A 24,327-nucleotide genomic window follows, 5' to 3' on the forward strand; every position below is an offset into this window, starting at 1 on the left:
GCATACCTGGTTGTCCTGGCAGTGCCGGCCGCGTTGGGGCAAGCGGCTGGAAGGCCTGCGAGTGAGGTGACGCAAGAGGACGAGGTTACCGTTCATCCGGCGCCAGGGCTCATCGACGGCAGGCCGGGGCGGGGTGGTTACTGTTCCCGGCCCTGCCACAAGCCTTCTGGAAGGCATGTTCAGGCATCGCGCAGGGAGTGCCGTGGGCTGGAGCGGGTGGTGCGCGATGGCTCGTTGTCCCCACTTCCTGCCCGTCTGAGCTATACCCAAACTCAAGGGGCATTATAGTTAGAGTCAATCACCTGCGGCTTCCTGAACGCGGGAAGGGCAGATATGATGGGCCACGTTTTTTTGCTTACAACCTGGAGAATTCCATGAGCAGCGATCTCATCAAACACGTCAGCGACGCCAGCTTCGAGACCGACGTACTCAAGGCCGAAGGCGCTGTACTGGTCGACTACTGGGCTGAGTGGTGCGGCCCATGCAAAATGATCGCTCCGGTGCTGGACGAAATTGCTGAAACCTACAAGGGCAAGCTCACCGTTGCCAAGCTGAACATCGACGAGAACCAGGAAACCCCGGCCAAGCACGGCGTACGTGGTATCCCGACTCTGATGCTGTTCAAGAACGGTAACGTTGAAGCCACCAAGGTGGGTGCGCTGTCGAAGTCGCAGCTGGCTGCTTTCCTCGACGCCAACATCTGAACGTCGATTTAAGCGTGATCGAAAAGGCCCCGCAAAATGCGGGGCTTTTTCGTAATTGAGGGCTAGACGCTCCGAAACTCAGGTGTTACATTCGGCCCCGCACTGGTTTCTCCAGTGCCCCCTGCAAGCCGTCGCCGACGCTCTCCTTTTCGAATAAGTACGCGATCCTGTCGCCTTCTCCGCGGCGCGGCCTCATTAAGCCAAAAGCTTAATTTCCCCCTCTATAAATGATTACGTCATTCCTATATGAACCTGACTGAACTCAAGCAAAAGCCGATTACCGAACTGCTCGAATTGGCCGAACAGATGGGCATAGAAAATATGGCCCGTTCGCGCAAGCAGGACGTGATTTTCTCCCTGCTGAAAAAGCACGCGAAAAGCGGTGAGGAAATCTCCGGTGATGGCGTGCTGGAGATCCTCCAGGACGGCTTCGGCTTCCTTCGCTCCTCCGACGCCTCCTACCTGGCCGGCCCGGACGATATCTACGTATCGCCAAGCCAGATCCGTCGCTTCAACTTGCGCACCGGTGACACCATCGTTGGCAAGATCCGCCCTCCAAAGGAAGGCGAGCGTTACTTCGCGCTGCTCAAGGTCGACACGATCAACTACGACCGTCCCGAGAACGCCAAGAACAAGATCCTGTTCGAGAACTTGACTCCGCTGTTCCCCAACGATCGTCTGAAGATGGAGGCCGGCAACGGCTCCACCGAAGACCTCACCGGTCGTGTCATCGACCTGTGCGCCCCGATCGGCAAAGGCCAGCGTGGCCTGATCGTCGCCCCGCCGAAAGCCGGTAAAACGATCATGCTGCAGAACATTGCGGCCAACATCACCCGCAACAATCCCGAGTGCCACTTGATCGTCCTGCTGATCGACGAGCGCCCGGAAGAAGTGACCGAGATGCAGCGTACCGTGCGCGGCGAAGTGGTCGCGTCCACCTTCGACGAGCCACCAACCCGCCACGTGCAAGTGGCCGAGATGGTGATCGAGAAGGCCAAGCGCCTGGTTGAGCACAAGAAGGACGTGGTGATCCTGCTGGACTCCATCACCCGTCTGGCCCGTGCCTACAACACCGTGATCCCGAGCTCTGGCAAGGTGCTGACCGGTGGTGTCGATGCTCACGCCCTGGAGAAACCCAAGCGTTTCTTCGGTGCCGCGCGGAACATCGAGGAAGGCGGTTCGCTGACCATCATCGCTACCGCGCTGGTCGAGACCGGCTCGAAGATGGACGAAGTGATCTACGAAGAGTTCAAGGGTACCGGCAACATGGAGCTGCCCCTGGACCGTCGTATCGCCGAGAAACGCGTGTTCCCGGCCATCAACATCAACAAGTCCGGTACCCGCCGCGAAGAGCTGCTGACTGCCGATGACGAGCTGCAACGCATGTGGATCCTGCGCAAGCTGCTGCATCCCATGGATGAAGTCGCTGCCATCGAGTTCCTGATCGACAAGCTGAAGCAGACCAAGACCAACGATGAATTCTTCCTGTCGATGAAACGCAAGTAACATCGCCGGGTCGAGCGAAAGCCGGGGCAACCCGGCTTTTTGCTGTCTGCACTTTGGCCATTGCGGCCTGAACGGCGCTACACTCTGCACCCCCGATCGATACGGCCAACACGAGGCTCATGCATGCAGTATCGCGATTTGCGCGACTTCATCCGTGGCCTGGAACAGCGCGGTGAACTCAAGCGCATCCAGGTTCCCATCTCTCCTGTCCTGGAAATGACTGAAGTCTGCGACCGCACCCTGCGCGCCAAGGGCCCGGCGCTGCTGTTCGAAAACCCCACGGGTTTCGACATCCCGGTGCTGGGCAACCTGTTCGGCACGCCTGAGCGCGTGGCCATGGGCATGGGCGCCGAATCCACTGACGAGTTGCGCGAGATCGGCAAGCTGCTGGCGTTCCTCAAGGAGCCCGAGCCACCCAAGGGTTTGAAGGACGCCTGGTCCAAGCTGCCGATCTTCAAGAAGGTCGTGTCGATGGCGCCGAAGGTGGTCAAGGATGCGGTGTGTCAGGAGATAGTGGTCGAGGGCGATGATGTCGACCTCTCGCAGCTGCCGATCCAGCACTGCTGGCCAGGTGACGTGGCGCCGCTGATCACCTGGGGCCTGACGGTGACCCGTGGCCCGAACAAGGACCGGCAAAACCTGGGCATCTATCGCCAGCAGGTGATCGGTCGCAACAAGCTGATCATGCGCTGGCTGAGCCACCGTGGTGGCGCGCTGGATTACCGCGAGTGGTGCGAAAAGCACCCAGGCCAGCCATTCCCGGTGGCCGTGGCCCTGGGCGCCGACCCAGCCACCATTCTTGGCGCCGTGACCCCGGTGCCGGACACCCTTTCCGAATACGCCTTCGCCGGCCTGCTGCGGGGCAATCGCACTGAGCTGGTGAAGTGCCGCGGCAATGACCTGCAGGTGCCAGCCACTGCGGAGATCATCCTCGAAGGTGTGATTCACCCGGGCGAAATGGCACCGGAAGGCCCGTATGGCGACCACACCGGCTATTACAACGAGGTGGACAGCTTCCCGGTATTCACCGTGGAGCGCATCACTCATCGCACCAAGCCGATCTATCACAGCACCTACACCGGGCGTCCGCCGGATGAGCCGGCGATCCTCGGCGTGGCGCTGAACGAAGTGTTCGTGCCGATCCTGCAGAAGCAATTCCCGGAAATCACCGACTTCTACCTGCCGCCCGAGGGCTGCTCGTACCGCATGGCGGTGGTGACCATGAAGAAGCAGTACCCGGGCCACGCCAAGCGCGTAATGCTGGGTGTGTGGTCGTTCCTGCGACAGTTCATGTACACCAAGTTCGTTATCGTCACCGACGACGATATCAATGCCAGGGACTGGAACGACGTGATCTGGGCCATCACCACGCGCATGGACCCCAAGCGCGACACGGTGATGATCGACAACACCCCGATCGACTACCTCGACTTCGCCTCGCCGGTGTCCGGCCTGGGGTCGAAGATGGGGCTCGACGCCACTCACAAGTGGCCCGGAGAAACCACCCGAGAGTGGGGACGGGTCATCGTCAAGGATGAGGCGGTCACCCGCCGGATCGATGCCATCTGGAATCAATTAGGAATAGATTGATGCGTGTAACCTTGCAGCCCTCCGGAGCCGTGCTAGAGACACTGCCCGGCGAGCGTATTCTCGATGCGGCGAGGCGTCTGGGATACGACTGTCCCCAGAGCTGCCGCAATGGCAACTGTCATGTGTGTGCGGCCCTGCTGGTGGAAGGCAGCGTGGAGCAGGCCGGCGATGTGCGTGACCACGGCGAGTTCTACACTTGTATCGCGCAGCCGCTGCAAGACTGCATCGTATTGTGGGATGGCGTCCTTGCGCTGGGAGAGTTGCCGGTGCGCAGCCTGTCGTGTCAGCTCATTGAGTGCCTGGAGGTCGGCGGCGATGTCTGGCGGGTCAGGCTGCGGGCGCCGGCGGGCAAGCTTCCCCGCTATCACGCCGGCCAGTACCTCATGCTGGAGCGAGACAACGGCGAGAAGTCGGCCTTCTCCCTGGCCTCGGCCCCGCATCGCGGACGGGACCTGGAGCTGCATGTGCTGGCCCGGGAGAACAGCGCGCAAAGCCTGATAGAACAACTTCAGCGCAATGGCATGGCGCGGGTCGAGTTGCCGTTCGGCGATACTCACCTGGCCGAGTTGCCCGATGGCCCGCTGGTGCTGATTGCCGCCGGCACCGGCATGGCGCAGATGCACAGCCTGATCGAGCATTGCCGGGCCAAGGGTTTCAAGCACCCGGTGCATTTGTACTGGGGCGTGCGTCGCCCCGAAGATTTCTACCAGCTGGAACACTGGGACCAATGGCAGCAACTGCCCAATCTCTACCTGCACAAGGTGGTCAGCGACCTGTGTGGCTGGGAAGGGCGCTGCGGCATGCTGCATGAAGCGGTCAGCGAGGACATCAGCGACCTTTCGTCGGTGTATGTCTATGCCAGTGGCTCGCCGGCGATGATCTACGCCACCCTCGATGCCCTGGTGAACTCAGGGATGGATGCGCACCAGATGCGCGCCGACGTATTCGCCTACGCCCCGCGATCCTGATCCTGGCAGGAGCCTCTCTCGCGTTATAACTTGATATATAACTCAACGATATTTATTCAAACTGATAAATATCGGTAGGTTATATATCAGTCCTTCAAGTTAAGTAGTGCTAGTTGCCTTCATTTAACTTGCCTTGAAAGTCATGTGTCTTGTCGTTACTGCCAGGCGTTCTATTAAGTAACTTCTTTTGCGCGGGGAGCCGAACGCTATTTGCCATGACAGCCCTTGAATCCGCTTATCTGAATCTGGCTTACCCTCCACGGCTCGATCTTGGGCCGCAGCTCACCCACGAACAGCTTCGCAGCTCCATGCACTCCACCATGGACCGACACAAGGGCGGGCCGGTCTGGTTGTTCGCCTACGGTTCGTTGATCTGGCGTCCGGAGTGTTCGGCGGTCGAGCGCGTACGCGGACGGGTGCATGGCTACCATCGCGGCCTCTATCTGTGGTCCCACGAACATCGAGGAACGCCCGAGCGACCGGGCCTGGTATTTGGCCTGGACCGTGGCGGTTCCTGCAGTGGCTTCGCCTATCGGTTGCCACAGGAGCGCCTGGAAGAATCGCTGTACGCCCTGTGGCAGCGGGAAATGCCCTTTCCTTCCTACCGTCCGCACTGGCTCAACTGCCGTCTCGAAGACGGCAATCAGGTTCAGGCGCTGGGATTCGTACTGGAACGCCACCTGCCCAGCTACGCCGGCAACCTGCCGGATCATGTGCTGAGCCAGGTGTTCGAAAGCGCCTGCGGGCGGTATGGCACCACCCGCGACTACGTCGAGCAGACCGTCCAGGCGCTGCGCAGCCACGCCATGCCGGATCGCAACCTCGAGGCGCGGCTCAAGCGCTGCAGGGCTTGCTGAGGACGGCTGTCCTGGCGGTTCAACGCACCTGCACCACGACCTTGCCCACGGCCTTGCGCTGGCCCAGGTCGTCGATGGCGCGGGCCGCTTCGGCCAGTGGGTAGACCTGGGACACCAGCGGCTTGAGCTTGCCCTCGGCGTGCCAGGCGAACAGTTGCTGGAAGTTTGCTGCATTGTCCTGTGGCTGGCGCTGGGCGAAGGAGCCCCAGAACACCCCCACTACCGCAGCGCCCTTGAGCAGGGCCAGGTTCACCGGCAGTTCGGGGATGCGTCCACTGGCAAAACCCACCACCAGCAGGCGGCCGTTCCAGGCGATGGAGCGGATGGCCTGGTCGAACAGGTCGCCGCCCACCGGGTCGTAGATCACGTCGGCGCCATTGCCATCGGTCAGGCGCTTGATCTCGTCCTTGAGGTTGCTTTCGCTGTAGTTCACCAGTTCGTCGGCGCCGGCGGCCTTGGCTACCGCGAGTTTCTCGGCGCTGCTGGCGGCAGCGATCACCCGTGCGCCCATGGCCTTGCCGATTTCCACGGCGGCCAGCCCGACCCCGCCCGAGGCGCCGAGCACCAGCAGGGTTTCACCGGGCTTCAGGTTGCCGCGCTGCTTGAGGGCGTGCATCGAGGTGCCGTAGGTCATGCTTAAGGCGGCGGCCGTGTTGAAGTCCATGGCGGCGGGAATCGGCAGTACGTTGTAGCCGGGCACGGCCACCTGTTCGGCGAAGCTGCCCCAGCCCGTCAGGGCCATGACCCGATCACCGGCCTTGAGGTGGCTGACCTTTTCGCCCACCGCGCTGACCACGCCGGCCGCTTCGCCGCCCGGGGAGAAGGGGAACGGCGGCTTGAACTGGTACTTGCCCTCGATGATCAGGGTGTCCGGGAAGTTGACACCCGCGGCATGTACCTCCAGCAGGATTTCGTTCTTCTTCGGCACAGGGCTTGCGACCTCTTCCAGCACCAGCGTTTCGGCGGGGCCGAAGGCTTTGCACAGCACGGCTTTCATCAGGGCTATTCCTTTGGGAGTGGTGGCCGATAAGTGTAGGAGTGTGAATCAGGCGGTCAACGAGCATGCCCGGTCCTGATAGTCAGCCATAAGCTTGTGCTTGGGCTCAGGCGGGCGGACCTTTATGCTAGGCCGCAAACCGGATAAGGAGCGAATTGTGAAAGCGTGGATCATGTTGCTGCTGGCCCTCTCCCTGCCTGTGGCAGCGATGGCCGAAGAAGCCAAAGAAGGCGAAGCGCCGAAAGTCAGCTACATCAGCCTGAACCCACCCTTCGTGGGCAACTATGGCCTGGATGGCGGCCCCAAGCTCAAGGTCTACAAGGCCGATGTGGCCTTGCGGGTGACTGGTGATGCGTCGGCCCAGGCGGTCAAGGCCAACGAGCCGCTGATCCGCAATCAGCTGGTGGCCCTGTTCGCCCAGCAGACTGCCGAGACCATGAACAATGTCGAAGCCAAGGAAAAGCTGCGCCAGGAAGCCCTCAAACAGGTACAGCAGGTGATGAACGACGAGACCGGCAAGCCGGTGGTCGAAGACTTGCTGTTCAACAACCTGATCATCCAGTAATGCTGGATCCGTAGGGGCGAGGCTTGCCCGCGACAGCGATATCGCGATCCCAGCCAAATTCCAGCCTTACGGCTGATCGCGAGCAAGCTTCGCTCCTACAGGTTTTGAGTGTGCCAGGCCCCGCTCCTGCATGTCGGCGTCCCGAGGCAACCTCAGGACGCCAGGCTCTTGCGAAAGCGCGCCAGGGCGATGGCAAAGAACACCAGGCCGATCGTCGCCAGGGCCAGCAGATCAGGCCAGACCACGCTCACCCCCGCATCCCGGAACAGGATCGCCGCGCTGAGGCTGACGAAGTGTGTCGAGGGCGAGCCCTGCATCACCCATTGCAGCCACTGCGGCATGCTGTCCAGCGGTGTGCTGCCGCCGGACAACAGCAGCATCGGGATGATCACCGGAATCGCCAGCAGGCCGAACTGCGGGGTCGAGCGGGCCAGGGTGGCGAGGAAGATGCCCAGGGCAGTGCTGGCGAACAGATACAGCGCGGTGACCATCAGGAACAGCCCCAGCGAACCCGCCAGTGGTACCCCCAGCAAGCCCTTGACGATCACCTCCAGCGACACCCAGGTGCAGAGCACCACTACCAGCATGTTGCTCCAGATCTTTGCCAGCATGATTTCCAGGGCCGTGAGTGGCAGCACCAGCAGATGGTCAAGGGTGCCGTGCTCGCGCTCGCGCAGCAGCGCGGTGCCGGTGAGGACGATGGCCAGGATGGTGATGTTGTTGACGATCTGGATCACCGCGAGGAACCACCCGCCTTGCAGGTTGGTGTTGAACAATGCGCGAGGGGTCAGCAGGGCCGGGGACCTGGCTGCCGCGTCCCCCTGTCCGGCGTAGTTGAGCAGCTCGCGCTGGAAGATCCGGCCAATGTAGCCGGCCCCCATGAACGCCTGGCTCATGGCGGTGGCATCGACGTTGACCTGTACCGCTGGCTGGCGCCCGGCCAGCAGGTCGCTCTGGAAGTTGGCCGGGACGTTGATCACGAAGGTGTACTGGCCGTTGTCCATGACCGCGTCGAGTCGGTCGTAGGGTAGCGCCACTGGCGCCTGGAACTCAGGAGGCTGCAGGGATTCGGACAGCAGCCGCGACAGGGCACTGTGGTCCTCGTCCACCAGGGCCACGCTGGCGTTGTGCACGCCGATCACCGAACCGGCGGCGGGCAAGTAGATGGCCACGGTGAAGGCGTACATCAGGAACAACAGCAGCACGCTGTCATGGCGCAGGCTGGTGAGTTCCTTGAGACCCAGGCGCAGGATGTGGGCAAACCGGTTCATCAGACCTCCTGCTTTTTCAACATGACCAGGCTCAGCCCGGTGAAGCCCAGGAAGAACCCCACCAGGGCCAGGCACTGTGGCCAGAGCTCACGCACGTCCAGGGCCTTGGTGAAGGTACCGACCGCGATGTCGAGGAAATAGCCGGCGGGGAACAACTGGCCCATGACCGCCGCCGAACCGTCCAGGGACGAGCGCGGCACGATCAGCCCGGAGAACTGGATGGTCGGCAGGCTGGTGATGATCATGGTGCCCAGGATCGCCGCGATCTGGGTGCGGGTGAAGGCCGAGATCAGCAGCCCCATGCTGGTGGTGGCCAGCACGTACAGCACGCCGCCCAGCAGCAGGGTCAGGCCGCTGCCCTTGAAGGGCACGCCGAACAGCCAGCGGTTCATGGCCACCAGCAATCCCAGATTGATCAGGCTGACCGCCAGGTACGGCGCCTGCTTGCCCAGGAGGAACTCAAGACGGGTCAGGGGTGTGGCATAGAAGTTGGTGATCGAGCCCAGTTCCTTCTCGCGGACGATGCCCAGGGCGGTGAGCATGGCCGGGATGAACGCCAGGATCAGCGCCATGACGCCGGGCCCGATGGCGTTCACGCTGACCACGTCCTGGTTGTAGCGGAAACGGGTTTCCAGCTTGGCCGCAGGGGGTGAATGGCGAGGCAAGCTGCTGTATTCCGCCAGCAGTTCCAGGTTGGCCTGGTGCACCGCTTCCACGTAGTTGCGGCTGGTTTCCGCGCGAAACGGCATGCCGCCGTCGAGCCAGGCAGCGACGGTGGGCTGGCGGCCAGCGTACAGGTCGCGGCCGAAACCTGGCGGAATTTCCAGGGCCAGCTTGATCTCCGAGCGTTGCAGGCGTCGATGCAGGTCGGCGGAGTTGCCGATTGCCGGTTTTTCCTCGAAGTAGCGCGAACTGCGAAAGGCCTCCAGGTAGGCGCGGCTCTGTGGCGTCTGGTCCTGGTCGTAGACGGCGAAGGCGAGCTTCTCCACGTCCAGGGAAATGCCGTAGCCGAAGATCACCATCATGAAGACCGCACCGAGCAGGGCAAACCCCAGGCGCACGCGGTCGCGCAACAGCTCCTTGCCTTCACGGGTCGCCACGGCCAGCAACCGCGCCAGGCTCAGGCCCTTGCGCACGGGGGCGATGGTCGCGGGTGTGGCGGCCGGTTCCGACGCCGGGGCGGGGCTGTCCGGCGCTCCCTGGGCCTCCTCCAGGCAGCGGACGAACGCCGCCTCCAGGGTGTCGCCGGCGAACTGCTGCTGCAACGCGGCCGGGGTATCGCAGGCCAGCACCTTGCCCGCGTGCATCAGGGAGATGCGGTCGCAACGCTGGGCCTCGTTCATGAAGTGGGTGGACAGGAAGATGGTCACGCCCTGTTCCCGGGACAGCTCGATCAGCAGGCGCCAGAAATCGTCGCGGGCTGCCGGGTCGACTCCGGACGTGGGCTCGTCGAGGATCAGCACTTCCGGGCGGTGCAGCACCGCCACCGCCAGCGACAGGCGCTGGCGCAAACCCAGGGGCAGGGCGCCGGACTGCTGCTCGGCGATCTCGCCCAGGTCGAAGCGCTGGATCAGTTCCTCGATGCGCGGGCCGCTCTGGTCCTTGGGCAGATCGAAGAGGCGGGCATGCAGCTCCAGGTTCTGGCGCACGCTGAGTTCGCCGTACAGCGAGAAGCTCTGGGACATGAAGCCGACCCGCTTGCGGGTGGCCAGGTCCTTGGCATTGACCGGGTTGCCCAGCAGCTTGGCACTGCCCTCGGTGGCCGGCATCAGGCCGGTGAGGACCTTCATGGTGGTGGTCTTGCCGCAGCCGTTGGAACCCAGGAAACCGAAGATCTCCCCGCGGCCGATGGCGAAGCTGACCTTGTTCACGGCGGTGAAGTCGCCGAAACGCAGGGTCAGCTCATGGGCTTCGATGGCGATGTCCTGGTTGTCGCCAGAACGGGGCGGGATCACCAGGGGCTGAGTGTCCTGGCCGCCGTCGCCCTGGAAATGGGTAAAGGCATCGTCCAGCTTGCCGCTGACGGTAACCCTGGCCAGTTCCTGGCTCAGGCCCTGGGCGATCAACCGGCCGCGATCGAGCATCAGGCAATGCTCGAACTGCTCGGCTTCCTCCATGTAGGCCGTGGCCACCAGCAGCGTCAGTTGTGGGCGCTGCCGGCGCACGTCTTCCACCAGTTCCCAGAAGCGCCGGCGCGAGAGCGGGTCGACGCCGGTGGTGGGTTCATCGAGGATCAGCAGGTCCGGCTCGTGGATCAGCGCGCAGCACAGGCCGAGCTTCTGTTTCATGCCTCCCGACAGCTTGCCGGCCGGCCGCTCGGCAAAACGCAACAGATCGGTGGCCAGCAGCAGGCTGTGCATGCGCTGCTCGCATTCCTTGGCCGACAGCCCGAACAAGGTGGCGAAGAAGCGGATGTTCTCGCTGATGGACAACTCGGGGTACAGGTTGCCGCCCAGGCCCTGGGGCATGAAGGCAATGCGCGGGTAGAGGCTGCTGCGGTGACGGCGCTGGGAGATGGCGCCACCGAGCACCTGGAGTTCGCCCTGCTGGAGTTTCTTGACCCCGGCGATCAGCCCCAGGAGGCTCGACTTGCCGGCCCCGTCGGGGCCGATCAGGCCACAGCGGGTGCCGGCCGGCAGGCTGAAGGTGATATCGACCAGCGCTTGCTGGGAGCCGTAGCGGTGGCCGATGCCGGTCGCTTGCAGCGCCAGGCCGCTCATTTCAGGTTAGCCGGCCAGTCCACGGGGGCAGTGCGCACATAACCGGCGCCGGGCATGCCCGGCTTGGCTTGGGGCACGGCGGCAGGTTGGGTCAGGCGCACCTTGACCCGGAACACCAGTTTCTGGCGTTCGTCTCGGGTCTCCACTTCCTTGGGGGTGAACTGGGACTTGGCCGCGACGAAGCTGATCTTCGCCGGCAATGGCTGGTTGGGCAGGCCGTCGAGCAGGAGCCGCGCTTCGTCGCCGACGGTCAGGCGACCGGTGACGGAGGCTGGCAGGTAGAGGTTCATGTACTGGTCGTTGAGATCGATCAGCAGCAGTACCCGGCCACCGGCGCCCAGCACTTCGCCAGGTTCGGCCAGGCGCAGTTGGATGATGCCGTCGATGGGGGCCCGCAGGCTGCTGTCGTCGATTTCGCTGGTGAGCTGGGCCACCTGGGCCTGGGCAGCACCGATCGCGGCCTTGACCGCGGCGACCTGGGCCTGGGCCGCCAGTACCGCTGCGTTGCCAGTGCTCAAGCGGGCTTGCTGCTGGTCGATGATCTGCTGGCTGGCGAAGCCGCGGCGGAACAGTTCCTGGGAGCGCTTGAGCTCCTGGTTGGCCAGCAGCAGTTCGCTTTGCCGCAGTTGCACATTGGCCTCGGCGGCGGAGAGGTTTTCCCGGGCCCGCACCACTTCGGCCTCGGCCTGGCTGCGCTGGGCCTCCAGGGTCCGGGTATCCATGCGCGCCAGCAACTGGCCCTGGATCACCTTGTCGCCTTCGTGCACCCGTACCTCGGCCAGGCGCCCGGGAATCTTGCTGGCAATCTGCACCTCGGTGGCTTCGAGGCGGCCGTTGCCCATGCTCAAGCCTTCGGGCAGGCGGTCCTGGAGAGACTTCCAGTAGCCGAAACCACCGGCGGCGAGCAACAGAATCAAGAGGGATACAGCGAAAAGGCGAGAGGAACGGCGATTCGTCGACATGTGTTCTGCGTCCTGCGGCTATAGCGTCCTAGTTTGACGAGCCCGGGGCCCGGGCGGCTTGATGCTCGTCAAATGTAAAGGGCGCTAGCCTAACCCTAATGCTGGCAGGCTGCATGAGGGGGGCGACAGAAAACCGGCAACGGTGCCATGGCTTGCATGGCCATGGTCCGCAGCAGTCAATGCAGGGCGAGTACCGCGGCCCACTGCTCGGCGGTCACAGGCATCACCGACAGGCGACTGCCTTTTTGCACCAGGGGCATTTCAGCGAGGGCGGCCTGCTGCTTGAGATAGTCCAGGCGCAGGACCTTGCCGAAGGTCTGCACATGGGCCACGTCGATGGCGCTCCAGGCGTTCTTCTCGGCGCTGGCCTTGGGGTCGAAGTAGACACTGTCCGGCTCCAGCGCCGTGGGGTCGGGGTAGGCAGTCTTGATGATCCGGCCGATCCCGGCGATGCCCGGCTCGGGGCAACTGGAATGGTAGAAAAAGAACTCGTCGCCCTCGGCCATGGCCCGCAGGAAGTTGCGTGCCTGGTAGTTGCGCACGCCGTCCCAGCGAGCCTGCCCCAGTGCCTGCAAACCCTCGATGGAGAGCTCGTCCGGTTCGGATTTCATCAGCCAATAGGCCATGTTCTTGCCCTCCGACAAGGTGAGTGAGCGGGTGATCTGGCAATTTTATGACAAACCGACGGTCGGTTGACGCCAGCATTTGCGTGTCGGTTCACGTTACCGCAAAATGCCGGGATTTTAAGCTTGACGCTATTGCACGGCTTGTTATGGAGACCGTCGCAGCCAGCGTGTGTGATTTGCCCGAGGAGGGGCAATCGATGAAACGCCAACCGGATTTGCTATGGATTTTGGTTATTTTGTTCGGTTTGGGCGTTGTGACCACCGGTTATGCGCAGAGCTTGTGGGCCAGCAAGGCCGATGCTCCCGTCGAGATCGCACAACAGCAGCCGCAACCCTTCAAGCGCTGACCTGCGCCGGACGCCGCTAATCCATCGCGGTGTCTATCGGGCGCCATACCATCCCCGATCGGTCACCGTGCCGTGCAACGGCACGTCCCAGCTGGCTTGATCCAGCTTTCCTACCTTCTGACACTCGTGGGCCAACCCCAACAGCTTCGGCTTGCGCCAGCTCTGGCGGCGCGCAAGATAGGCCAGGCTGCGGTCATAGAAACCGCCACCCATCCCCAGCCGTCCTCCTTCTTCGTCGAACCCCACCAAAGGAAGCAGCACCAGGTCCAGGGTCCAGACCTTGCGCTGGCGGGCGGCGTCGATCCTGGGTTCGAGGATACGAAAGCGATTGGGCTGCAGCTTTTCGCCCGGGCGGATGCGTTGGAAAACCATCTTGGTCCGTGGCCAGGCGCTGAGGACCGGCAGGTAGGTAGCCTTGCCCCGGCGCTGGGCGGCGCGCAGCAGCAGGCGAGGGTCGATTTCGCCGTCGGTGGGCAGGTACAGCGACAGGTGTCGTGCACGGCGGAAGACCGGATCCTGTGCCAGCTGTCGATACAGGCCAAGGGCAGCCTGACGCTGCTGAGCGGGTGTCAGGGAACGCCGGGCTTTACGCAGCATGCGTCGAAGTTGCGGGCGGGAAGGCGGCGCAGGTTCGGTCATGGAGGAGCTTTGGAAGTCGGGATGGCAGGACAGCCTACCCGGAAAAACCAATGCCAGCATGGATAACTGGCATTGATCGATGATTCAGGCTCCCCAGGCGAACCGCTGTCGACTTAGCCCTTGAACCCGAAAGTTCAAGGCGGAAGATGCAGCAGGCTTTAAGGCTTTCCGTCTAGCGGACATGCACACCAGCCCAACGTGCAACTTCCAGGGTAGTGCGAATCGGCTCAGGGACATCGCCAACTGGCAAGCACCCCAGGGAGTGGCGGGAGTATACCGCAAGCTCGTTCAGGAATCAGCCTTGCTTGCGTCCGAATCGGTGGCCAGGACTAGATCGACTCGCTCCAGCAGGTCGCGCACCTGTTCGCGAGTGGTTGCGCTGGCCTGCACATCCGGGCGTTCCTGGCGATGCAGCAGGTCGTGGGTGATATTCAGGGCGGCCATGACAGCGATGCGGTCGGCGCCGATGACTTTGCCGCTGCTGCGAATCTCGCGCATCTTGCCGTCCAGGTAACGGGCAGCGCTCACCAGATTGCTGCGTTCTTCCTGGGGGCAGATGATCGAGTATTCCTTGTCCAGGATCTGCACGGTAACGCTATTGCTTGAACTCATGAGTCTTGCTCCAGGGCCTTGAGGCGCGAAATCATCGATTCGACCTTACGCCGGGCGATTTCGTTTTTTTCAATGAGGTGCGCGCGTTCCTCGCGCCAGGTCTTTTCCTGAGCTAATAAGAGTGCGTTTTGACTTTTTAGTTGCTCGACCCGGGTAATAAGCAGTTCGAGTCTGGCCATCAGTGCGTGCAGGTCGGTGTCTTCCATTGTGTCCCACTGAGTTTGATCTGATGAGTGGCAACTGGTTGTACAGCCCCGGTGCATGCGGCGCTGCCCCGGTCGGCAGACTGTCTGTCGCCCAAGGCCCTGCGGACTGCGGTAAGGGCGCGCAAAGCACAACGCGACGCTGGCAATGAATGATGACACGCCCTACGATACAAGGCCTTCATTCTAGACATTGCGCCGCTTGGCGCCTAGCTGCCCATGCCCATTCAGAACTCCCCTTATAACGCCTTCGCCACCCTGCTCAGCAGCAGCGGTCACCCTGTTTCCCCTGCCGAACTGCACGGTCTGTTGCTCGGGCGCAGTTGCGCCGGCGCCGGCTTCGAAGTCGACGGCTGGCTGGTGGATGCCACCGAGCTGCTCGAGGGCGAACCCCAAGAAAACGTGCGTAACGCCTTGATTGGCCTGCAGGAAATGGTCAAGGGCGAGCTCACCAGCGACGACATGACCGTGGTCCTGCTGCTGCCCAGCGACGACGCCCCACTGACCGAACGCGCTGCCGCCCTGGGCCAGTGGTGCCAGGGTTTTCTCGCCGGTTTCGGCCTCAACTCCCGTGACAGCAGCGCGCTGAGCGCCGAGGCTACGGAAGTGTTGCAGGACCTTGCGGCCATTGCCCAGGTCCAGGACGCGCTGGAAGAATCCGACGACGGTGAAAGCGACTACATGGAAGTGATGGAATACCTGCGGGTCGCTCCCCTGCTGTTGTTCACCGAAACCAACAAGGCTGCTGCACCGGCTGCCAAGCCTTCTCTGCACTGATCTGACAGGGACCCGGGCCTGCCCATGATTCATATCCCGAAAGCGGAATACAGCCGGCGCCGCAAGGCGCTCATGGCGCAGATGGAGCCCAACAGCATCGCGATCCTGCCGGCGGCGGCAGTGGCCATTCGCAATCGCGACGTGGAGCACGTCTACCGCCAGGACAGCGACTTCCAGTACCTCAGCGGCTTCCCCGAGCCCCAGGCCGTGCTCGTGCTGATGCCGGGCCGGGAGCATGGCGAGTACGTGCTGTTCTGCCGCGAGCGTAATGCCGAGCGCGAACTCTGGGACGGCCTGCGGGCCGGCCAGGAGGGCGCGATCCGCGACTATGGCGCGGACGACGCCTTTCCCATTACCGATATCGACGACATTCTCCCCGGCCTGATCGAGGGGCGTGATCGGGTCTATTCGGCCATGGGCAGCAATCCCGAGTTCGATCGGCACCTGATGGACTGGATCAACGTGATCCGTTCCAAGGCGCACCTGGGGGCCCAGCCGCCGAACGAATTCGTTGCCCTGGATCATCTGCTGCACGACATGCGCCTGTATAAATCGGCGGCGGAAGTGAAGGTGATGCGCGAAGCCGCGCGGATTTCCGCCCAGGCGCATATTCGGGCAATGCAGGCCAGCCGTGCCGGCCTGCACGAATACAGCCTGGAAGCCGAACTGGACTACGAGTTCCGCAAGGGTGGGGCGAAGATGCCCGCCTACGGCTCCATCGTCGCGGCGGGCCGCAACAGCTGCATCCTGCACTACCAGCAGAACGACGCCGTGCTCAAGGACGGTGACCTGGTGCTGATCGATGCCGGTTGCGAGATCGACTGCTATGCCAGCGACATCACCCGTACCTGGCCGGTCAACGGTCGGTTTTCACCGGAGCAGAAGGCAATCTACGAGTTGGTGCTGGCCGCCCAGGAAGCCGCCTTTGCCGAGATCGCCCCGGACAAGCACTGGAACCAGGCTCACGAGGCGACGGTTCGGGTGATCGCCACGGGGCTGGTGAAGCTGGGGCTGCTGGAAGGTGAGGTCGACGACCTGATCGCCAGTGAGGCCTACAAGGCGTTTTACATGCACCGTGCCGGGCACTGGCTGGGCATGGATGTACACGATGTCGGCGAATACAAGGTCGGCGGCGAGTGGCGGGTGTTGGAGGTCGGCATGGCGCTGACCGTGGAGCCGGGTATCTACATTTCCCCGGACAACCAGCAAGTAGCGAAGAAGTGGCGCGGTATTGGCGTGCGCATCGAGGACGACGTGGTGGTGACCAAGCAGGGCTGTGAAATTCTGACAGGTGGCGTGCCCAAGAGCGTCGCCGAGATCGAGGCGCTGATGGCCGCTGCCCGGGCCCAGGCATCATGAGTCGCGCCAATCTGGCCATCATCGGTGGCGGCCTGGTCGGTGCCAGCCTGGCCCTGGCCCTGCAGGACGGGGCCAAGGCGCGGGGCTGGAAGATCGTGCTGGTCGAGCCGTTCGCCCCTGGCGACAGCTTCCAGCCCAGCTATGACGCGCGTTCCTCGGCCCTGTCCTTCGGGGCGCGGCAGATCTACCAGCGCCTGGGCCTGTGGCAGGCGATTTCCCGGCGTGCCGAGCCGATCAAGCAGATTCACGTTTCGGACCGTGGCCGCTTCTCCACTGCGCGCCTGTCGGCGATGGAGGAGGGCGTTCCGGCCCTGGGCTACGTCGTGGAAAACGCCTGGCTCGGCCAATGCCTGTGGCAGGCGCTGGACAAGGACGTGATCAGTTGGCGCTGCCCGGCCGAGGTCACTCGCCTGGAGCCCCTGGAAGGCGGCTACCGCCTGACCCTGAATGACGAGACCACCCTGGAGTGCGATCTTGCGGTGCTCGCCGATGGCGGCCGTTCCGGCTTGCGCGAGCAGTTGGGCATCGGGGTCAGGCACCGGCCCTATGACCAGAGCGCGCTGATCGCCAATATCACCCCCAGCGAAGCCCATGCAGGCATGGCCTTCGAACGTTTCACCGACGATGGGCCGATGGCCTTGCTGCCATTGCCGGAAAACCGCTGTGCGCTGGTCTGGACCCGCCAGGGCATGGACGCCCAGCGCCTGGCCGAACTGGACGAGCGCAGTTTCCTCAGTGAATTGCAGGGCGTGTTCGGTTATCGCCTGGGCACCCTCAAGCAGGTGGGCGCCCGGCATCTGTACCCCCTGTCCCTGGTGGAGGCCGAGGAGCAGGTGCGCCCGCACCTGGCCGTACTGGGCAACGCTGCCCATAGCTTGCATCCGATCGCCGGCCAGGGTTTCAACCTGTCGTTGCGCGATGCCCAGGCCCTGGCGGACGCCCTCCTGGGCAGCGAGCGTGCACCGGGCGACTTCGCCGTGCTGCAGGCCTATCGCGAGCGCCAGCGCCTGGACCAGGAATTGACCGTGGGTTTCTCCGACCAGGTCACGCGGTTGTTCGCCAGCAAGCTGCCGTTGCTGTCGGTGGGGCGCAACCTCGGGCTGCTCGGGCTCGACCTGTTGCCACCAGCCAAGCGCTGGTTCGCTCGCCAGGCCATGGGCCTGGGTACCCGTCCCGATGCGTGACTGGTTGGCCCGGCGTGTCGGCAAGGCACGCCTGCTGCGCTGGGGGTTGAACCTGTACCCGCCCTACCTGGGAGCCGGCGTGCGGATTCGCCACATCAGCGCGGACTTCCGTGAAGTCCAGGCCTGCATGGGCCTGGGCTGGTACAACCGCAATTATGTCGGCACCCAGTTTGGCGGCAGCCTGTACTCGATGGTGGACCCGTTCTTCATGCTGATGCTGATGGAGAACCTGGGGCGTGAGTACATCGTCTGGGACAAGGCCGCGGCCATCGATTTCATCGCTCCGGGCAAGGGCCCGGTGTTTGCCCGGTTCAGCATCGACCAGGCCCTGATCGACCAGATCCGCCTGCACACCGCTGCCGGGCAAAAGTACCTGCCACAGCTGCAGGTCGAGATTCACGACGGCTCCGGCACCCTGGTGGCGCGGGTCGACAAAACCCTTTATGTGCGGCTCAAGCCGCAAGCGAGACAGGCCTAAAGCATGGAAATGCGCGCAGATGTGCTGATTGTCGGAGCCGGCATGGTCGGCAGTGCCCTGGCCCTGGCGTTGCAGGGCAACGGCCTGGAGGTGCTGCTGCTCGATGGCGGCTCCCTGAGTGTCAAGCCTTTCGATGACCAGGCGCCCTTCGAACCGCGGGTCAGTGCCCTGTCGGCGGCCAGCCAGCGGATCCTGCAGCGCCTTGGCGCCTGGGACGGCATCGCTCGCCGGCGCAGCAGCCCCTATTGCGACATGCAGGTCTGGGATGGCAGCGGCACGGGCCAGATCCACTTCTCGGCGGCCAGCGTCCATGCCCAGGTGCTGGGGCACATCGTCGAGAACCGGGTGGTCCAGGATGCCTTGCTCGAACGGCTGCATGAGTGCGACGTCGGTTTGCTGGCCAATGCGCGGCTGGAGCAGATGCGGCGCTCCGGTGATGACTGGTTGCTGACCCTGGCCGATGGTCGGACGCTGCGGGCGCCCCTCGTGGTGGCGGCCGATGGTGCCAACTCGGCCGTGCGCCGCCTCACCGGGTGTGCCACCCGCGAGTGGGATTACCTGCACCATGCCATCGTCACCAGCGTGCGCTGCAGCCAGCCCCACCGGTTGACGGCCTGGCAGCGGTTCACCGACACCGGCCCGCTGGCCTTCCTGCCCCTGGTAAGGGATGGGCAGCACGACTGGTGCTCCATCGTCTGGTCCACCACGCCCGCCGAGGCCGAGCGCCTGATGGCCCTGGACGACGCAAGCTTCTGCGCCGAGCTGGAGCGGGCTTTCGAGGGTCGGCTGGGCCAGGTGCTGAGCGCCGACCCACGACTCTGCGTACCGCTGCGCCAGCGCCATGCCAAGCGCTACGTGGCCGAGGGCCTGGCCCTGATCGGCGATGCAGCCCATACCATCCATCCGCTGGCGGGGCAGGGGGTCAACCTGGGGTTCCTCGATGCCGCGGTACTGGCCCAGGTGCTGCTGGAAGCCGCCGGTCGTGGCGAACGCCTGGCCGAGGTCAAGGTGCTGAGCCGTTTCGAGCGCAAGCGCATGCCTCACAACCTGGCGCTGATGGCGGCGATGGAGGGGTTCGAGCGGTTGTTCCAGGCCGATCCGTTGCCGCTGCGCTGGCTGCGCAACACCGGCCTGAAGATGGTCGACCAGATGCCCGAGGCCAAGGCCCTGTTCGTGCGCCAGGCGCTGGGGCTCAGTGGTGACCTGCCGGAGCTGGCCCGGGCCGAGTGACCGGGGCTCACGGTGGCTCTTGCCGGTTGCAGGCGGGAGTTGCCGGACGCCGGCCGCTGCGGGTTCGCAACGGCTCAACTGCGCAACATCTGGTTACTCCTCGGTTCCGGGTTCGGTTGAGCTGACAAATGGGAGTCCTTATCATTTCGCCTCACTTTGCATACGAGAGACTGCTCCCATGTTGGCACCGAAGCGTCTACTGACCGCCCTGGCCCTCACCCTCATCGGCGGCATCGCCCATGCGGCCGACGAAGTGGTGGTCTACTCCTCCCGTATCGACGAGCTGATCAAGCCAGTGTTCGATGCCTACACCCAGAAGACCGGGGTGAAGATCAAGTTCATCACCGACAAGGAAGCGCCGCTGATGCAGCGCATCAAGGCCGAGGGCGAGAACGCCACCGCCGACCTGCTGCTGACCGTGGATGCCGGCAACCTCTGGCAGGCCGAGCAGATGGGCATCCTGCAGCCATTCACGTCCAAGGTCATCGACAGCAACATTCCCCTCCAGTACCGCTCCTCCAGCCATGCCTGGACCGGCCTGAGCCTGCGGGCGCGGACGCTGGCCTACTCCACCGACCGGGTCAAGCCGGGCGAGTTGACCACTTATGAAGCCCTGGCGGACAAGCAGTGGGAAGGCCGTCTGTGCCTGCGCACGGCGAAAAAGGTCTACAACCAGTCGCTGACCGCCACGCTGATCGAGACCCACGGCGCGGACAAGACCGAGGAGATCCTCAAGGGCTGGGTCAACAACCTGTCCACCGATGTGTTCTCCGACGACATTGCCGTGCTGGATGCGATCAACGCCGGCCAGTGCGACGTGGGCATCGTCAACACCTACTACTATGGCCGCCTGCACAAGCAGAAGCCGAACCTGGCGGTGAAGCTGTTCTGGCCGAACCAGGGCGATCGCGGGGTACACGTCAACCTGTCGGGCATCGGCCTGACCAAGCACGCGCCGCACCCGGAAGCGGCCAAGGCGCTGGTGGAATGGATGACCACGCCTGAAGCGCAGAAGATCTTCGCCGACGTCAACCAGGAGTTCCCGGCCAACCCGGCGGTGGCGCCGTCTGCGGAAGTGGCCAGCTGGGGCAAGTTCGTGGCCGATACCCTGCCGGTGGAAATCGCCGGCAAGCGCCAGGCCGAGGCGATTCGCCTGATGGACCGCGCTGGCTGGAACTGAGCCGGCCGTTATACTGCGCCCCGCCCTGGCGGGGCGTTTTGTTTCGCGCCCGGGCCTTTTGTAGCGAGGGAGCTTGCTCGCGTTCCACCGCACAGCGGTGGCAAACCCTGATTTCGTGATGCAGCTTTCGGAGCGGGTTTGCAGCCCTTGGGGCGGCTAAGCCGCCAGCGGGAGCAAGCGCCCTCGCCACGCGTGTTTTGCGCAAGTATTTTTGTCTGTTCAATCTGCCCGAGAGTACGCCGTGGCCCATCCCGCCCAACGTCGCTGGTATCCCCTGGTCTTTGCCGTCGCGGCCCTGGTGCTGCTGCCGCTGAGCGTGCTGCTGTTGTCCTGGCAGGCGGTGGACCAGCAGATCTGGTCCCACCTGTGGGACACGCAGATGCCACGTCTGCTGGGCAACACCCTGACCCTGGTGTTCGGCGTCGGTGTCGGGGTCACTCTGCTGGGCGTGAGCCTGGCCTGGCTCACCAGCCTCTGCGAGTTTCCCGGCCGGCGCTGGCTGGACTGGGCGCTGATGCTGCCGTTCGCGATCCCGGCCTATGTGCTGGCGTTTGTCTTCGTCGGCCTGCTGGACTTTTCCGGGCCGGTGCAGAGCCTGCTGCGCGAATGGTTCGGCAGTGGCCTGCGATTGCCCAGGGTGCGCTCCACCGGCGGGGTGATCCTGGTACTGGTGCTGGTGTTCTATCCCTATGTCTACCTGTTGGCGCGCAATGCGTTCCTGGCCCAGGGCAAGGGCTTGATGGAGGCCGCGCGAGTGCTTGGGCAGTCGCCCTGGCAGGCGTTCTGGCGCGTGGCCTTGCCCATGGCGCGCCCGGCCATCGGTGCCGGGGTGGCCCTGGCGCTGATGGAGACCCTGGCGGATTTCGGTGCAGTGGCGGTGTTCAACTTCGACACCTTCACCACGGCGATCTACAAGACCTGGTATGGCTTCTTCAGCCTCTCCAGTGCTGCCCAGTTGGCCAGCCTGTTGCTGCTGGCGGTGATGCTGGTGCTGTACGGCGAGCGCCGCGCCCGGGGCGCCAGTCGCACGGGCAACGAGCGGCCCCGGGGCAAGGCCCTTTATCAACTGCGCGGGCTCAAGGCCCTGGCGGCCAGCGGCTGGTGCCTGCTGGTGTTCGCCTGTGCCTTCGTGATCCCGCTGCTGCAGCTGCTGGCGTGGTTCTGGCAACGTGGCCGCTTCGACCTGGACGAGCGTTATGCCGGCCTGATCGTCCACACCTTGTACCTGGGTGGCATGGCCGCCCTGATCACGGTCAGCGTGGCCCTGCTGCTGGCGTTCGCCCGGCGCCTGGCGCCGACTCGGGGTATTCGTGCGGGCGTCAGCCTAGCCAACCTGGGTTATGCCTTGCCAGGCTCGGTGCTGGCGGTGTCGATCATGCTGGCTTTCAGCTACCTGGATCGCGAGTTGGTGATTCCGCTGTCCGGCTGGTTGGGCGGGGCCGGCAAACCCCTGCTGTTGGGCAGCCTATCAGCCCTGCTGCTGGCCTATCTGGTGCGCTTCATCGCCGTGGCCTACGGGCCGCTGGAAACCAGCCTGGAGCGAATTCGCCCGTCGTTGCCCGAAGCCGCCCGCAGCTTGGGGGTCGGGGGACCGCGACTGTTTTTCAAAGTGTATCTGCCGTTATTGCTGCCCGGGACCTTGAGCGCCGCCCTGCTGGTGTTCGTCGATGTGCTCAAGGAAATGCCCGCCACCCTGCTCATGCGCCCGTTCGGCTGGGACACCCTGGCGGTGCGGATCTTTGAAATGACCAGCGAAGGGGAGTGGGCACGCGCCTCGCTGCCGGCCCTGACCCTGGTGCTGGTGGGACTGCTGCCGGTGATCGGCCTCATCCGGCGCTCGGCCCATCGAATCGGTTAGGTGCCAGCCCGGCACCTTGCGGCTACAATGCGCGGCATTCGGTGCGGTCTGTTGTTTGGCCGGGACGCTGAAACCGGCTGTAAGCCTTGTGTTTCAAGGCTCTCACCCTTGCAGCGCCAGCCCGCACCCTCGCCAAGCCCGGAAGGAGAAACCCATGGGACAGCGTACGCCTCTGTATGACCTGCATCTCGCCCTCGGCGCGAAAATGGTCGATTTTGGCGGTTGGGACATGCCCTTGCATTACGGTTCGCAAGTCGAGGAGCACCATCAGGTGCGACGTGATTGCGGAGTTTTCGATGTATCCCACATGACCGTGATCGATGTCGACGGCCCCCAGGCCAAGGCCTGGCTCCAGCACCTGCTGGCCAATGATGTCGAGCGTCTGCACAACCCCGGCCAGGCCTTGTACAGCGCCATGCTCAATGAGCAGGGCGGCATCGTCGACGACATGATCGTCTACCGTCTTGAGGACAGCTATCGCCTGGTGGTCAACGCCGCTACCCGCGAGCAGGATCTGGACTGGATGCGTGCGCAGGTCGGGGCCTTCCAGGTACGCCTGCTCGAGCGTCCGGAACTGGCCATGCTGGCGATCCAGGGCCCCCAGGCGCGGCAGCGGATCGCCGCGCTGGTCAGCCAGTCAAAGGCCACCCAGATCCAGCAGCTCAAGCCCTTCGAGGGTCGTGTCGACGGTGACTGGTTCATCGCCCGCACCGGCTACACCGGTGAAGACGGCCTGGAGATCGTGCTGCCCGCCGAGCAGGCTCCGGCTTTCTTCAACGACCTGGTAGGCGCAGGCATCTCGCCGATCGGACTGGGCGCCCGGGACACCCTGCGCCTGGAAGCCGGCATGAACCTCTATGGCCAGGACATCCACCAGGACGTGTCGCCCCTGGCGGCGAACATGGCCTGGAGCATTGCCTGGGAGCCGGCGTCGCGCCAGTTCGTCGGGCGCACCGCCCTGCAGGCCGAACGCACGACCGGGGTACAGCACAAGCTGGTGGGCCTGGTGCTCGAAGAGCGTGGGGTTCTACGTGCACATCAGGTGGTTCGTATCGCTGATGTTGGCGAAGGAGAGATCACCAGTGGTAGTTTCTCCCCTACGCTGAGTAAGTCGATTGCCCTGGCGCGGGTGCCGATGGCCACTGGCGATCGGGCCGAAGTGGAAATCCGCGGCAAGTGGTACCCGGTGCGGGTAGTCAAGCCGACCTTCGTGCGCCATGGCAAAACCTTGATCTAACATTTTGCAGCCGGCATTGCGCCGCTGTTCATTTCTTCTTGAGGACACAGAACATGAGCGATATCCCTGCCCACCTGCGTTTTGCCGAAAGTCACGAATGGGCCCGTCTGGAAGCCGACGGCAGCGTGACCGTGGGTATTAGCGACCATGCCCAGCAAGCCCTGGGCGACGTGGTGTTCGTCGAGCTGACCGAAGTGGGCAACGTGTTCGGCGCAGGGGACCAGGCCGGTGTGGTGGAGTCGGTGAAGGCCGCTTCCGATATCTATGCCCCAGTGGCTGGCGAAGTGATCGCCGTCAACGAAGAGCTGAGCTCCAGCCCGGAGCTGCTCAACAGCGAGCCGTACGACGCCTGGATCTTCAAGCTCAAGCCCGCCAATCCGGCTGATCTGGACAAGCTCCTGGACGCCGCCGGCTACAAGGCCGCCATCGGCGAGTAAGGCTTGTGCAGCCGGCCTGG

At 63.9% G+C, this 24,327-nt stretch carries 24 protein-coding genes and 1 other RNA gene; 16 read left to right on the top strand and 9 right to left on the bottom strand.

Annotation, left to right across the window (positions count from 1 at the left end; all coding sequences use genetic code 11):
- Positions 1 to 374 precede the first annotated feature (374 nt).
- The 5 genes from trxA to LGQ10_RS20430 all read left to right on the top strand — a co-directional run bounded on the left by trxA (position 375) and on the right by LGQ10_RS20430 (position 5,625).
- Positions 375 to 704, top strand: coding sequence for a thioredoxin TrxA (gene trxA, locus LGQ10_RS20410; RefSeq protein WP_044465682.1), 330 nt, complete (start codon positions 375 to 377; stop codon positions 702 to 704).
- Between the two features lie 246 nt (positions 705 to 950).
- Positions 951 to 2,210 (top strand): transcription termination factor Rho, encoded by a 1,260-nt coding sequence (gene rho / locus LGQ10_RS20415; RefSeq protein ID WP_058438358.1) that lies wholly within the window; start codon positions 951 to 953, stop codon positions 2,208 to 2,210.
- Between the two features lie 123 nt (positions 2,211 to 2,333).
- Positions 2,334 to 3,800 carry a 4-hydroxy-3-polyprenylbenzoate decarboxylase gene (gene ubiD / locus LGQ10_RS20420; protein WP_226523013.1) on the top strand — a complete coding sequence of 489 codons (1,467 nt, stop codon included), beginning with the start codon at positions 2,334 to 2,336 and terminating at the stop codon, positions 3,798 to 3,800.
- Positions 3,800 to 4,768, top strand: a complete 969-nt coding sequence (locus LGQ10_RS20425; protein ID WP_226523014.1) for a CDP-6-deoxy-delta-3,4-glucoseen reductase — start codon at positions 3,800 to 3,802, stop codon at positions 4,766 to 4,768. The genes ubiD and LGQ10_RS20425 overlap by 1 nt, the downstream gene beginning before the upstream one ends.
- A gap of 215 nt (positions 4,769 to 4,983) precedes the next feature.
- The gene (locus LGQ10_RS20430) at positions 4,984 to 5,625 is read left to right on the top strand and encodes a gamma-glutamylcyclotransferase (protein ID WP_226523015.1); all 642 of its coding nucleotides are present in this window, start codon (positions 4,984 to 4,986) and stop codon (positions 5,623 to 5,625) included.
- Between the two features lie 19 nt (positions 5,626 to 5,644).
- On the opposite strand, the gene LGQ10_RS20435 is transcribed toward LGQ10_RS20430, so the two are convergent.
- Positions 5,645 to 6,622, bottom strand: a complete 978-nt coding sequence (locus LGQ10_RS20435) for an NADPH:quinone oxidoreductase family protein (protein WP_226523016.1) — start codon at positions 6,620 to 6,622, stop codon at positions 5,645 to 5,647.
- A 157-nt stretch (positions 6,623 to 6,779) separates the two neighbouring features.
- Between LGQ10_RS20435 and LGQ10_RS20440 the strand changes: the two genes are divergently transcribed.
- On the top strand, positions 6,780 to 7,187 hold the full coding sequence (locus LGQ10_RS20440) for a flagellar basal body-associated protein FliL (protein ID WP_226523017.1): 408 nt from the start codon (positions 6,780 to 6,782) through the stop codon (positions 7,185 to 7,187).
- A 152-nt stretch (positions 7,188 to 7,339) separates the two neighbouring features.
- Here the strand turns inward: LGQ10_RS20440 and LGQ10_RS20445 are convergent, their stop codons facing one another.
- The 4 genes from LGQ10_RS20445 to LGQ10_RS20460 all read right to left on the bottom strand — a co-directional run bounded on the left by LGQ10_RS20445 (position 7,340) and on the right by LGQ10_RS20460 (position 12,766).
- A complete protein-coding gene (locus tag LGQ10_RS20445) occupies positions 7,340 to 8,458 on the bottom strand; it encodes an ABC transporter permease (protein WP_226523018.1) in 1,119 nt (372 codons plus the stop codon).
- Entirely contained in the window at positions 8,458 to 11,178 is a 2,721-nt protein-coding gene (gene rbbA / locus LGQ10_RS20450) for a ribosome-associated ATPase/putative transporter RbbA (RefSeq protein ID WP_226523019.1), read from the bottom strand. Before rbbA ends, LGQ10_RS20445 begins: the two co-directional genes overlap by 1 nt.
- Entirely contained in the window at positions 11,175 to 12,140 is a 966-nt protein-coding gene (locus LGQ10_RS20455) for an HlyD family secretion protein (RefSeq protein ID WP_058436544.1), read from the bottom strand. The genes rbbA and LGQ10_RS20455 overlap by 4 nt, the downstream gene beginning before the upstream one ends.
- 176 nt (positions 12,141 to 12,316) lie before the next feature.
- Entirely contained in the window at positions 12,317 to 12,766 is a 450-nt protein-coding gene (locus LGQ10_RS20460) for an EVE domain-containing protein (RefSeq protein WP_226523020.1), read from the bottom strand.
- A gap of 197 nt (positions 12,767 to 12,963) precedes the next feature.
- Here LGQ10_RS20460 and LGQ10_RS20465 point away from each other — a divergent pair, with 197 nt between their 5' ends.
- Positions 12,964 to 13,113, top strand: coding sequence for a hypothetical protein (locus LGQ10_RS20465; protein WP_226523021.1), 150 nt, complete (start codon positions 12,964 to 12,966; stop codon positions 13,111 to 13,113).
- Between the two features lie 33 nt (positions 13,114 to 13,146).
- Here LGQ10_RS20465 and LGQ10_RS20470 read toward each other — a convergent pair whose 3' ends face one another.
- The 4 genes from LGQ10_RS20470 to LGQ10_RS20485 form a co-directional block, all read right to left on the bottom strand.
- Positions 13,147 to 13,752, bottom strand: a complete 606-nt coding sequence (locus tag LGQ10_RS20470) for a 5-formyltetrahydrofolate cyclo-ligase (RefSeq protein ID WP_226523022.1) — start codon at positions 13,750 to 13,752, stop codon at positions 13,147 to 13,149.
- Positions 13,753 to 13,838: 86 nt separating this feature from the next.
- Positions 13,839 to 14,017: non-coding RNA, 6S RNA (ssrS, locus tag LGQ10_RS20475), on the bottom strand.
- Between the two features lie 23 nt (positions 14,018 to 14,040).
- A complete protein-coding gene (locus tag LGQ10_RS20480; RefSeq protein WP_016962902.1) occupies positions 14,041 to 14,364 on the bottom strand; it encodes a cell division protein ZapA in 324 nt (107 codons plus the stop codon).
- The gene (locus tag LGQ10_RS20485; protein ID WP_011064144.1) at positions 14,361 to 14,570 is read right to left on the bottom strand and encodes a TIGR02449 family protein; all 210 of its coding nucleotides are present in this window, start codon (positions 14,568 to 14,570) and stop codon (positions 14,361 to 14,363) included. Before LGQ10_RS20485 ends, LGQ10_RS20480 begins: the two co-directional genes overlap by 4 nt.
- A gap of 216 nt (positions 14,571 to 14,786) precedes the next feature.
- Here LGQ10_RS20485 and LGQ10_RS20490 point away from each other — a divergent pair, with 216 nt between their 5' ends.
- The 9 genes from LGQ10_RS20490 (at position 14,787) to gcvH (ending at position 24,307) form a co-directional block, all read left to right on the top strand.
- Complete coding sequence (locus LGQ10_RS20490) at positions 14,787 to 15,344, top strand: YecA family protein (RefSeq protein WP_226523023.1); 558 nt, start codon at positions 14,787 to 14,789, stop codon at positions 15,342 to 15,344.
- 24 nt (positions 15,345 to 15,368) lie between these two features.
- A complete protein-coding gene (gene pepP, locus LGQ10_RS20495; RefSeq protein WP_058438373.1) occupies positions 15,369 to 16,703 on the top strand; it encodes a Xaa-Pro aminopeptidase in 1,335 nt (444 codons plus the stop codon).
- Positions 16,700 to 17,887, top strand: coding sequence for a 2-octaprenyl-6-methoxyphenyl hydroxylase (gene ubiH / locus LGQ10_RS20500; protein ID WP_226523024.1), 1,188 nt, complete (start codon positions 16,700 to 16,702; stop codon positions 17,885 to 17,887). Before pepP ends, ubiH begins: the two co-directional genes overlap by 4 nt.
- Positions 17,880 to 18,365 (top strand): DUF4442 domain-containing protein, encoded by a 486-nt coding sequence (locus tag LGQ10_RS20505; RefSeq protein ID WP_226523025.1) that lies wholly within the window; start codon positions 17,880 to 17,882, stop codon positions 18,363 to 18,365. Before ubiH ends, LGQ10_RS20505 begins: the two co-directional genes overlap by 8 nt.
- A 9-nt stretch (positions 18,366 to 18,374) precedes the next feature.
- Entirely contained in the window at positions 18,375 to 19,595 is a 1,221-nt protein-coding gene (locus LGQ10_RS20510) for a 2-octaprenyl-3-methyl-6-methoxy-1,4-benzoquinol hydroxylase (protein WP_226526168.1), read from the top strand.
- Between the two features lie 178 nt (positions 19,596 to 19,773).
- Entirely contained in the window at positions 19,774 to 20,775 is a 1,002-nt protein-coding gene (locus LGQ10_RS20515; RefSeq protein ID WP_226523026.1) for an extracellular solute-binding protein, read from the top strand.
- Positions 20,776 to 21,016: 241 nt separating this feature from the next.
- A complete protein-coding gene (locus LGQ10_RS20520) occupies positions 21,017 to 22,633 on the top strand; it encodes an ABC transporter permease (RefSeq protein WP_226523027.1) in 1,617 nt (538 codons plus the stop codon).
- A 154-nt stretch (positions 22,634 to 22,787) separates the two neighbouring features.
- Positions 22,788 to 23,870: a glycine cleavage system aminomethyltransferase GcvT gene (gene gcvT / locus LGQ10_RS20525; protein ID WP_226523028.1), complete on the top strand. Its 1,083-nt coding sequence runs from the start codon at positions 22,788 to 22,790 to the stop codon at positions 23,868 to 23,870.
- Positions 23,871 to 23,923: 53 nt separating this feature from the next.
- A complete protein-coding gene (gene gcvH / locus LGQ10_RS20530) occupies positions 23,924 to 24,307 on the top strand; it encodes a glycine cleavage system protein GcvH (RefSeq protein WP_058437543.1) in 384 nt (127 codons plus the stop codon).
- Positions 24,308 to 24,327 lie beyond the last annotated feature (20 nt).

Origin of the sequence: Pseudomonas sp. L5B5 (genome assembly GCF_020520285.1) — a bacterium.
In the GTDB taxonomy this organism is placed as follows: Bacteria; Pseudomonadota; Gammaproteobacteria; order Pseudomonadales; family Pseudomonadaceae; genus Aquipseudomonas.